Raw genomic sequence first — 10,133 nt, 5'->3', positions numbered from 1 at the left:
GCGGCATCGAACGCGACCGCGATCCGGGCCTGGGCAGCGGCGGCCGCGGACTTCAGGTCCTCAAGGGCACGCAGCTGGTTGATCAGTTCAGCGGGGGCGGCAACTTCGGTGCCGCCGGCCAGTTCAAAGGCAACGGCCGGCCGAAGCGATCTCACGGCGTCGATCAGATCCTGCACTCGGACGCCCGCGACAGCGACACCGGGGACAGCCCCAGGGTCCGTGCCGCCGACTGGCGCGGCTGATCCGATCAGCGGTGTTCCCCGGTTCCCGGCCATAACCAAAGCATCGCAGGGGGGTCTGACATTAATAGCTCGAAGGAGACCTGCCTGCCGAAAAACCCGGAAATCGGCAGAACTTTCCTAGAAACTGACAAGCCTCGCGGCCCCGGCAAATGGGCCATCGGAGACGTTTCGCGGGCGCCCCTCAAGCCCGTCCCGTCCGCCTCTGGCGTGCGCAACCGAAGCGGACGAGAATGGGCTCGTGGTTCCCCCTCGTCAAGGCGGGGCCGTCGTCCCGATGAACCCCGCCGCCCGAAAGATCCAAAGCGTCTATCTCACGTTGACCCTCGGCAATACCCTCGCGGCTTCGTTCATCTGGGGGATCAACACCCTCTTCCTTTTGGATGCCGGACTCAGCAACCTTGAGGCCTTTGCCGCCAACGCCTTCTTCACTGCCGGAATGGTGGTATTCGAGGTGCCTACCGGAGTGGTGGCTGACGGTTGGGGGCGCCGGATTTCGTTCCTGCTTGGCACGGTGACGCTGGCCGGGTCCACCTACCTGTACTATCTGCTTTGGCAGCTTTCCGCCCCGTTTTTGTGGTGGGCCGTGGTGTCGGTATTGCTCGGCCTGGGCTTCACCTTCTTCTCGGGTGCTGTGGAGGCCTGGCTCGTCGACGCGCTGCGCTTCACTGGATATGAGGGTGGCCTGGAGACAGTGCTCGGGCGCGGCCAGATGGTCTCGGGCGCCGCCATGCTCGCGGGCTCGGTGGCTGGCGGGGTGATCGCGCAGGCCACCAACCTGGGCGTGCCGTTCCTGATTCGCGTGGGCGTGCTCCTCGCCATGTTCGCCGTGGCCTTCTTGCTCATGCGCGACGTCGGGTTCACCCCCGAACGTTCTACCCATCCCCTCAAGGCGACCCGAGCCGTTCTGGACGCCTCGATCGAGAACGGTTTGAAAAATCCACCCGTACGGTACGTGATGCTGGCAGCGCCGTTCAGCGCCGGCGTCGGGATCTATGTGTTCTATGCCCTGCAGCCATACCTGCTTCAGCTCTTCGGCGACCCGCGCGCGTACTCTGTGGCCGGGCTGGCGGCGGCAATCGTCGCAGGAGCGCAGGTGCTGGGTGGGTGGCTTGCACCACGCATCCGGCGCCTTGTCCGCAAACGCACCACCGTGTTGATTCTGAGCGGAGTGGTGAGTGCGTCGATTTTGGTGGTGCTCGGGTTCACGAGCGTCTTCTGGATGGCCTTGGCCCTATTGACGTTCTGGGCCATGGTCGACTCGGCGGCCACCCCGGTGCGGCAGGCCTACGTGAACGACATGATCCCGTCGAAGCAGCGGGCAACGGTGCTGAGCTTCGACTCACTCATGGGATCAAGCGGTGGAGTGGTGGTGCAGCCGCTGCTCGGCCGGGCGGCCGATGTGTACGGCTACTCCGCCTCGCTCGCCATCAGCGGCGTCATCGAGCTGATCGCGGTGCCGTTCCTCCTGGCGAGTCGTCGGCAGGGCTCTTTGGCCGATCAAGCCAACGCCTCGATCGCTGCTACAGACGCCGAGCCCCGGCAGCTGTAGGAAAGTCCTACGGAAGCCGTGAAGCCCGGAGGAGCGTGGCCTGGCCGGCCTTGTCGGGATCAAGCGGTACGGGACTAAATAGCACAGCTGGGCCACGATGCAGAATGCCATCCGAAAGCGGTTGGCAGCGCACGCCACCGCGGCCGCGCATGGCGGCATGTGCGCCCGGAGCGAGGACCTGGTCCATCCACGCACAGGGGTGCGCCGGCCGGCCGCCCCGGAACCGCACAAGGCCGCCCCGCGATTCCAGGGCGAATTCTTCGCCCAACAGGGGAGCCAGGTGGGCTCCCCTGAGGACCACATTGCGGCGCGTGAGGAGCGGGTCAAAAGGTGCGACCCCCAGCTCAGCAGCCATCGCTTCGAGCGACTCGATGGCTATCACGGTGACTGCGGCATCCATGTGCGCGGCCTTGCCGAAGAACCGGTCACCGACGATGCCTTTGCCGCTTACGACGTCGACCTGCTCGGCGTCCCTTGTGGGCACCTCGGCAGCACCATCACGTGCGCGGCCGAAATAGGCGTGGCCGGATGACACGAGGAGATGCAGGATCTCCACGTCGTATCTGTAGCTTGCGGTCATGCCATAAGGCTATGCCTGTCCCGGGTCAGGAACCCCGGGCACTCTACCCCAACCTTGAAAAGCTAGTTCTTGCGACGCTGGAAATCAGCGAAAGCTCCGATGCCGGTTCCAACAAGCGCGATACCAGCAAGTATTGACCACCAGAGCTGCATATATCCGGCGGCCGTTATGAATAGCAGAACCGCTACCAATGCAAATAGAAGCAGGGAAATAGGAATGTCGCGAGCACCTTTAGGAGTCAAAACACGCTTCCTTGATCGAGGCGATGCCTAGAACCTCTCCAGCAAGACCACCGCCGGCGGCAACGACAGCTTGCCACTTCTTCTCCAGCCCGGATGCCGCGTTCCAGGCGCGGAAGAGAATTTCGAAGGTCCTCTGAATACTTCCAAACCTTGCAACTAGTTTAGCGACTTTACCGGCGACCAGAGCGTTAGCAGCAACCTCTGCCGTAACGGTCGCTATACACTTGGCCCAGCCCCAAAAGTCGCTCGGATCAGCGGTTACCGGAAAGGCTGTGTTCTGATCAAAATCGATCGACTGCACGAGAGCCTCTCCGTCGAGGGAGAACCGCGTCGGAACAGCCCTGCCGAGCGCATCGTAAGCCCATGGAGCCCTGTAACCCCCAGCAATCGCACCCTCAGCGGTGCGAACAACAACGGAACCATCAGTGTCTATGGCTGCTTTTGATCCTGCGGGGAGCGACAAGGGAAACCGATATTCTCGATCCGCAGTGTTTGAAGCAATGTTGATCAGTGTCTGAGTTCCCTTGCCTGTGGCATAACTACTAATCACGGCACTGTTGAGTTTGGTACTCAGAACCGGCTCACCTTGCCCGGCGAAAAGGCCGTCCGGGATCTTGCCCGGTTTTGCGAGAGCTTCGGATGAAGCCGTGCCCGGAAGAGTGATGCTTGCGGACCAAGCGCCGGCGCCAGAAACAACGATGTTCGTTCCGGGGACCGCAACAGTACTGACTTTGCTTGGCGAATGAACCCCTTCACCTAAAGAAACTGGCGATGCCTGTGCAACCCCCGCGCTCGACACCACGACCCCACTGGCGACAAGCGCGACAAGTAGAAGACTTCCGATTGAACCTAGCTTAGATCTGTTTGACATGGATCACCTTTCAGAGAGAGACAGGCGCTTCACGATCAAATTATGCATATGAGGCAAATGAGGGCAAGAGTTTTATGAAACAGGTCGAGGGAATTATTTTCAAATTCCAAAATGGGAATCACGGATTGCATTCCTCTCGCATGTCTCAATACTCAATCCACCGTCCGTCGCTACTCAATTTATGACTTTCGACCACTCAATTTCAGGTATACGTCACTCAATAGGAGCAAAAACTCTTGACATTAATGCGACTCTTATGATCGATGAGGTAGCCGGGGCTGAGCCGCGAAGGTGACCGAGGCGGCCCTTGACCGCCTTGGTCACCTCCTAGGCGTGAACAAGTGTCGTCACGCCTGCAGGCTCAGGAACCCCGGGCTCTCAGCCCCAAAATTCCGTGAGCTGCCTGGCAAGGGCTTTGCCTTGCTCGTACCCCGCCTGGGCAGCGGGCGGGCGCAGCGATAGATCCATGGCATTGGCGCCGAACATGTGCTCGGAGTTGCTGTCCGGGAAAATGGTTTCGACTCGGCTGCCGCGTGCGCGGAGTTCGTCGACCTGCGTTGCCAGATGCGTGCCCCACTCCAGCGGTTGCAATGATCTGCCACCGAAGGGCGAGAGCACCAGGACCCGCTCGTATCCGGCTGCCAGATCGGCATTCTCGGCGTTGGACCGGTAACCGCCGTCGAGGTACCGCTTGTCCCCGATCCTGTAAGGCAAGCCGCTGGAACAGCTGGCGGCGACTGCATCCACCAAGTCGACCCCACTCTGGCGGTCGAACGTGACCGGTTCACCAGTACGGGCATCGACCGCCGTGACGAGCACTGGTCGTTCCGGCCAGTTCTGGCTGGGTAGCCGGGTGGCGACGGTGGTGCGCCATTGTGTGGACCAGGAGCCATCCGACGCCGCATCCATCTCGAGCGCTGCCGCGCCCAGTCGCCGGCGCATGTCAGCCACGTCCTGAGCATCGGCGATGATCTTGTTGATCCGCTCCAGATGGTTCACCACCGACCTGGCTGATGCGCGTCCGGCTCCGGACCCGACCGGAGCGGGCCGTTGCGGGGGGACGGCGTCAAGGATATTGGCGAACAGTTCAGTCGGGGTTGCGCCGGCAATCTGGGCCGCCGCCGTCGATCCGGCTGACGTGCCGATGGTCAGATCGGCATCGGTCACATCCATCCCGGCCTCGAAGAGGCCAGCGAGGACGCCGATCAGCCAGGCATTGCCTGTCGATCCGCCGCCACCGAGGACCAACGCTCGCTCGCGGGGGTGCAAAGGTAAAGAAGGTGTTGTGTTCATGGGAGTCGCCTTTCGCGAATTGCCTGTTTGGCGCTCCCAGTGGCGACTATTTCAGTCGCGAGATCGTGGACTGCAGGGGAGCACCCATTGCGGATACTGCGTTCATGGGACTCACCTCCTGCCGATAGATCACGATCGCCGCAACGCTAGCACGCCCGCGGCGCGGCCCGCAACAGGCCGACACCGCGCCGGCCTACAGCCCTAATCCTTCACAGGGAACGCCACGCCTTCGCCCACCACGCGGAGGCACAGTTCGGTGCCGGGCTTGGTGATGGAAGCGTTCCAGTGCCGGATGGTGATGATTTCGCCACCTCCCGGGTAGGCCAAGGATGCGCCGGCGGCTGCAACGCGCGGGGCGAGCTTGATCCGCACCGTGGTCTCGGGGCCGAAGTAGTCCGTATCGACGACCACGCCGCGGATGGGACCGTCGGGAGCAATCCGGATTTGTTCAGGGCGGAGCATCAATTGCACGAGGCCCTGCGCCGGGGGACGGCGTACAGGTATGCCGCCTAGCGAACACGTGGCCAGGGAGCCTTCCATCCACGCGTCCAGGATGACGGCGTCACCGAGGAATTCGGCCGTTGCCCGGTCTGCGGGACGCGTGTACACAACGAATGGATTGCCGATCTGCGCCAGCTTCCCGCCACGCATGATCGCCACCTGATCCGCGAAGGACAGGGCCTCGGCTTGATCGTGCGTCACCAGGATGGTGGTGACCCCGGCTTCGTTCAGCACCTTCGCGACGGCGCGCCGCGTGGCCACGCGGAGGCCGGCGTCGAGCGCTGAGAAAGGCTCGTCGAGCAGCATGAGTTGCGGTTCGCGGGCCAGGGCTCGGGCGAGTGCCACCCGCTGCTGCTGGCCGCCCGAGAGCTGGTGGGGCCGCCTCTTCGCCATGTCGGCATCGAGGGAAACCATGTCGAGCAGTTCCTGGACGCGCGTCTTCACGGCGCGGCGGCCGCCGTCGAGCGCTGACTTGTCCAGCCCGAACGCGATGTTCTGCCCCACCGTAAGGTGTGGGAAGAGCGCGCCGTCCTGGGCAACATAGCCAACGTGCCGCTTGTGGGCCGGTACCCAAATCCCGTCCCCGGCCACCTTGTTTCCGTTGAGGCTGATTGAGCCGGTGCCCGGGTGCTCAAATCCGGCGATGAGGCGCAACAGGGTGGTCTTGCCGGAACCGGAAGGCCCGACGATGGCAGTGGTCCCGCCCTTGGCCACGGAAAGGTTCACGCCCTTCAGCACGGCCTGGGAGCCGAAGTTCTTGGTGACCTCGGCGATGTCCAGATGCGTGTTGGTGGTGGGGGCCACCGAAGCCGCCACGCGCGGTGCCGGAAGCCTTGAGGGGGATTGTTCGGTCACTGTCCGGCTACTTTCTTGGACTGTTGGAAAAGCAAGTACGTCATGGGGGCGGACAACAGGATCATGAGCAGGGCGTAAGGTGCCGCGCCCGAGTAGTCGATCTCGCTGCTCTTGCTCCAGAATTCGGTGGCCAGGGTGTGCGTGCCATTGGGGGACAGCAGCAGCGTGGCGGTCAGCTCGTTGACTATGGCAAGGAACACCAGCGCGGCCCCGCCGGCGGCGGCCGGAGCCGTGAGCCGCAACGTCACCTTCAGGAAGGACACCAGCGGTGCCTTGCCGAGCGATTGCGCGGCTTCGTCAAGTTCCTTGGGAGCCTGGGCCAGTCCGGAGCGGATGTTGACCAGGGCCCGCGGCAGGAACAACAGCACATAGGCCGCAATCAGGACGCCGGAGGTCTGGTAGATTCCCGGGACCATGCGGATGCTCACGGTCACGAAGGCGAGGCCCACCACGATGCCGGGCAGGGAGCTGGTGACGTAATTGGAGAGTTCAAGCATCTTGCTGAACCAACTGGGGTGCCGCACGGCCAGATAGGCCATGGGGAAGCCGACGACGATTGTCGCCGCGGCGCCTACGGTGCCATAAGCGAGGGTCTGGAGCAGTGCCGGAAGGAATTCGTCGGCGGACCAGACGCGCGCGCCTCCCGCCAGCACCCAGCGCAGGACAAAAAAGATCGGCAACCCGAAGGCCAACACGGTGAGGGCAAGCAGGCCTAGCTGGGACGGAAGCTGGTAGTGGCGCAGGGGAAGCCTGGTCGGCTTGGCCTGTGCACCGGAACCGACGCGGGCGTAGCGTGCGGTACCGCGGCTCCTGACTTCCGCCAGGAGCAGGATGAGGCAGAAGAACACCAGGACGCTTGCCAGCATGTTCCCGGCTGTGCCGTTGAACGTGGATTGGAACTGGGTCATGATCGCGGTGGTGAACGTGTCGAAGCGGATCATGGCGAACGCGCCGTATTCGGCCAGCAGGTGCAGCGACACCAGGAGTGCGCCACCCGTCATGGCGATCCGGAGTTGAGGCAGGACAACCCGGAAGAAGATGGCCCATGGTCCCAAGCCAAGGGAGGCCGCGGACTGCTCAATCGCGGGGTCCAGACGCCCCAGCGTCGCCGCCGCGGGAATGTAGACAAGGGGGAAATACGACAGCGTGGCGATCAGCACGCCGGACCAGATGCCCTCCAGCGAGGGGACCGCGGTCACCCACGCATAGCTGTTGACGAACGCGGGAATGGCCAGCGGGGCTGCCAGGGCCACAGCCCACCAGCGATGCCCCCGCAGCTTGGTCCGCTCCACGAGCCACGCGCCACCGACTCCCAACACCAGGCAGATGGGCACCGTGAAGACCACCAGCATCACGGTGTTCAGGAGCAGCTCGCCAACGCGCGGCCGGAAGATGAGTGCGACGGCGGTGTCCCACCCGGTCGCGGCCGTCATGTAAGCGACGTACCCCAGCGGGATGAGCGAAAACAGCGCGATCAGCACGGCCAGGAGGGATATTGCAGAAACGCCGAAAGGCGGGCGGGGGCGCTTGCCCCTGCCCGCCGTCGTCGTGCTCGACGGAGCCTCGGGAATTTCCGGGGAGACGCGAGCCGATAGATCAGTGGTCACAGAATTACAGCAGTCCTGCCTTGGTCATCAGGTCGGTGACCTTTGCGGAGTTCAATTTGGCCGGATCCACAGTAGGAGCTTGCAGATCCTTGATGGGAACGAGTTTAGCGTTCGAGTCCACGTTGGAAGCGATCGCGTATTCGTAGGAAGTGCCGTTCTTGAGGACTTCCTGGCCCTGCTTGCCGGTGACGAACTTGATGAAGGCCTGGGCAGCTGCGGAGTTCTTGGAGGATTTCAGCACGCCGCCACCGGAGACGGACAGGAACGCGCCGGGGTCCTGGTTCTTGAAGAAGTACGGGGTGACGTTCTTGGAGTTCTCGCCGGTCTTCGCCTGGTCGCCGTAGTAGTAGTAGTGGTAGATCAGTGCGGCGTCGACTTCGCCGGCGTTGACTGCCTTCATGGCGGTGCTGTTGCCCTTGTACGCCTTGAAATTGTCCTTCATGCCCTTGAGCCACTCAGTGGTGGCGGCCTCGCCCTTTTGTTCGAGGAGGGCGGCAACAATGGCCTGGAAGTCGGCGCCGGACGGCGAAGCTGCCCACCGGCCCTTCCACTCCGGCTTGGCCAGGTCCAGCATCGACTTGGGCAGCTTGTCGTCGCTGATCTTGGTCTTGTCGTACACCAGAACCGTGGAGCGGGCGGCGATGCCGGTCCACTTGTTGGTGGACGGGCGGTACGCGGCCGGGACCTGGTCCACGGTGGCCTTGTCGATGTCGGCGAAGAGGCCGGCGTTCTCAACCTGGGCCATGGCGGGGGAGTTCTCCGTGAGGAAGACGTCGGCCGGGGATGCCGCGCCTTCCTGGATGATCTGGTTGGAGAGCTCGGTGTCGGAACCTTGGCGGACGGTGACCTTGACGCCGGTCTCCTTGGTGAACGCGTCCACCCATTCCTTGGTCAGGGTGTCGTGCTGGGCGTTGTAGACGGTGATTTCGCCCCCCACTTTAGTGGAAGTAGCAGCGTCGGCGGAAGCGGAAGTGGAACCGGTGGCTGCTGGGGAGGCCGTGCCGTTGCCGCAAGCGGCCAGGCTCAGGGCTGCAGTGGCGGCGAGTGCGATGCCGGCCAGCGCGTTTGCGCGAATCTTCATGAGGGCTTCTTTCTGCGAGCAAATCCAAGGGAACCCGGGGGAAGGAACTGCGGGCTCACAGCTTGAAACTTTAGGTTAGCCATACCTAAATCTCCATCCAGAACGACCTATAGTGACCGGAATCACATGTATTACGCAAGATTTACATGACCTAATAAGCGGAAGCGGTGTGTCGTCGTCCGAGCGAGTGCCTTGCTGCAGTCGATAAGCTGGCTCCATGCCCGGTCTCGCCGAATTCCTGCCGACCTTCCTCGGCGTCGGCGTCCTGATGGCAGTCACGCTGGCACTCCTCTTGGCGTTCCGGACCCCTCACCCTTTCGCGCCCGCATTGGCCATCCTCCGTGGAGCCGCGCAGCTCGCCGCGATCAGTCTTGTTCTGGGCGGCGTCATCACCAGTCCGCTTTGGGTCGCCGTCGCGCTACTCGTGATGTTCGCGGTGGCCGCGATGAGTGCCACCCGTCGGATTGGCTGGAGCCTGCCGCATTTGGGCTTGGTCAGCGGCTCCATGGCCGGGGGTATCGGAATTACCCTCGCCGTCATTTTTGCGACCGGGGCAATCGCGTTCACTCCCCGCTACGCGCTCGCAATTGGCGGAATCGTCATTGGCAATGGAATGACCATCGCAGTGCTGGCCGGCCGGCGCTTCAAGGAATCGGTCTACGAGCATTGGGAGGAAGTTGAGGGTTGGCTCGCGCTCGGCGCCACCCCGAGGCAAGCAACCCTTGATCTCGCCCGGCGGACCGTCTATTCGGCCCTTATCCCGTCAACCGATCAAACCAAGACGACGGGACTTGTCACCCTACCCGGCGCGTTCGTCGGGGCGATTTTTGGCGGGGTTTCTCCCTTTGAGGCAGGCCGCTTCCAGATTGTGGTGCTCGCGGCGATCATGGCGGCAGGTTCCATCACCGCCGTCATGATCATCGGAATCCTCGCGCCGGTGCGCGTGCGCCCAGCGACGCTGCGCTGACACTGCCTAACGGGAGCGAGCCTCCGGCCGACAGTAGGAACTGAACCGCCCTCCTACAAGCGCCTCCCTAGCTAAAGCAGAAACGGCCCATGATCGTTGTCACCCGCCTGAACGGCACCCGCTTTGCCGTGAATCCGGACATCATTGAACGGATCCACGAAAGCCCGGACACCCATCTGGTGACCCTCGACGGCGCTACGTACGTTGTGCGGGAAACCCTCGCGGAGGTTGTGGAACTGATTGCGAACTACCGGGCCTATATTCTTCGGCGGGCACAGGACCTCCCCACCGTTACGGGCTATCCCTTGAGCCTCGTGCGCACACCGGAACCGGACGGAAGGTAAG

General features: G+C 63.1%; 9 protein-coding genes and 1 pseudogene. 3 read left to right on the top strand and 7 right to left on the bottom strand.

All coding sequences use genetic code 11. From position 1 onward, the window contains the following. Positions 1-275: pseudogene (locus tag QRN52_RS23730) on the bottom strand (HNH endonuclease); the annotation flags it as partial. Between the two features lie 241 nt (positions 276-516). Between QRN52_RS23730 and QRN52_RS23725 the strand changes: the two are divergent. After that, complete coding sequence (locus QRN52_RS23725) at positions 517-1,791, top strand: MFS transporter (RefSeq protein WP_284756313.1); 1,275 nt, start codon at positions 517-519, stop codon at positions 1,789-1,791. Between the two features lie 7 nt (positions 1,792-1,798). On the opposite strand, the gene QRN52_RS23720 is transcribed toward QRN52_RS23725, so the two are convergent. The 6 genes from QRN52_RS23720 to QRN52_RS23695 all read right to left on the bottom strand — a co-directional run bounded on the left by QRN52_RS23720 (position 1,799) and on the right by QRN52_RS23695 (position 8,821). Next, a complete protein-coding gene (locus QRN52_RS23720; protein WP_284756309.1) occupies positions 1,799-2,371 on the bottom strand; it encodes an MOSC domain-containing protein in 573 nt (190 codons plus the stop codon). 231 nt (positions 2,372-2,602) lie between these two features. After that, positions 2,603-3,484, bottom strand: a complete 882-nt coding sequence (locus QRN52_RS23715) for a hypothetical protein (RefSeq protein WP_284756308.1) — start codon at positions 3,482-3,484, stop codon at positions 2,603-2,605. A 378-nt stretch (positions 3,485-3,862) separates the two neighbouring features. Continuing rightward, positions 3,863-4,777, bottom strand: a complete 915-nt coding sequence (locus QRN52_RS23710) for a patatin-like phospholipase family protein (protein ID WP_284756307.1) — start codon at positions 4,775-4,777, stop codon at positions 3,863-3,865. Positions 4,778-4,978: 201 nt separating this feature from the next. After that, positions 4,979-6,133 (bottom strand): ABC transporter ATP-binding protein, encoded by a 1,155-nt coding sequence (locus tag QRN52_RS23705; RefSeq protein WP_284756305.1) that lies wholly within the window; start codon positions 6,131-6,133, stop codon positions 4,979-4,981. Continuing rightward, positions 6,130-7,740: an ABC transporter permease gene (locus tag QRN52_RS23700; RefSeq protein ID WP_284756304.1), complete on the bottom strand. Its 1,611-nt coding sequence runs from the start codon at positions 7,738-7,740 to the stop codon at positions 6,130-6,132. The genes QRN52_RS23705 and QRN52_RS23700 overlap by 4 nt, the downstream gene beginning before the upstream one ends. 4 nt (positions 7,741-7,744) lie before the next feature. Continuing rightward, on the bottom strand, positions 7,745-8,821 hold the full coding sequence (locus tag QRN52_RS23695; protein ID WP_284756303.1) for an iron ABC transporter substrate-binding protein: 1,077 nt from the start codon (positions 8,819-8,821) through the stop codon (positions 7,745-7,747). 217 nt (positions 8,822-9,038) lie between these two features. Between QRN52_RS23695 and QRN52_RS23690 the strand changes: the two genes are divergently transcribed. After that, positions 9,039-9,788, top strand: a complete 750-nt coding sequence (locus QRN52_RS23690) for an ABC transporter permease (RefSeq protein ID WP_284756302.1) — start codon at positions 9,039-9,041, stop codon at positions 9,786-9,788. A gap of 89 nt (positions 9,789-9,877) precedes the next feature. Beyond that, positions 9,878-10,132, top strand: coding sequence for a flagellar FlbD family protein (locus QRN52_RS23685; protein ID WP_284756301.1), 255 nt, complete (start codon positions 9,878-9,880; stop codon positions 10,130-10,132). The last annotated feature ends 1 nt before the right edge of the window (position 10,133 follow it).

It is taken from the genome of Arthrobacter sp. efr-133-R2A-120 (genome assembly GCF_030209835.1).
Lineage (GTDB): Bacteria > Actinomycetota > Actinomycetes > Actinomycetales > Micrococcaceae > Arthrobacter.
This window is presented reverse-complemented; position numbering and strand designations above follow the sequence as displayed.

Excerpts from the sequence above, each read along its gene's own strand:
- QRN52_RS23690 (WP_284756302.1), top strand. The coding sequence starts at position 9,039 with ATGCCCGGTCTCGCCGAATTCCTGCCGACCTTCCTCGGCGTCGGCGTC.
- QRN52_RS23725 (WP_284756313.1), top strand. The coding sequence starts at position 517 with ATGAACCCCGCCGCCCGAAAGATCCAAAGCGTCTATCTCACGTTGACC.
- QRN52_RS23695 (WP_284756303.1), bottom strand. The coding sequence starts at position 8,821 with ATGAAGATTCGCGCAAACGCGCTGGCCGGCATCGCACTCGCCGCCACT.
- QRN52_RS23720 (WP_284756309.1), bottom strand. The coding sequence starts at position 2,371 with ATGACCGCAAGCTACAGATACGACGTGGAGATCCTGCATCTCCTCGTG.
- QRN52_RS23685 (WP_284756301.1), top strand. The coding sequence starts at position 9,878 with ATGATCGTTGTCACCCGCCTGAACGGCACCCGCTTTGCCGTGAATCCG.
- QRN52_RS23715 (WP_284756308.1), bottom strand. The coding sequence starts at position 3,484 with ATGTCAAACAGATCTAAGCTAGGTTCAATCGGAAGTCTTCTACTTGTC.
- QRN52_RS23710 (WP_284756307.1), bottom strand. The coding sequence starts at position 4,777 with ATGAACACAACACCTTCTTTACCTTTGCACCCCCGCGAGCGAGCGTTG.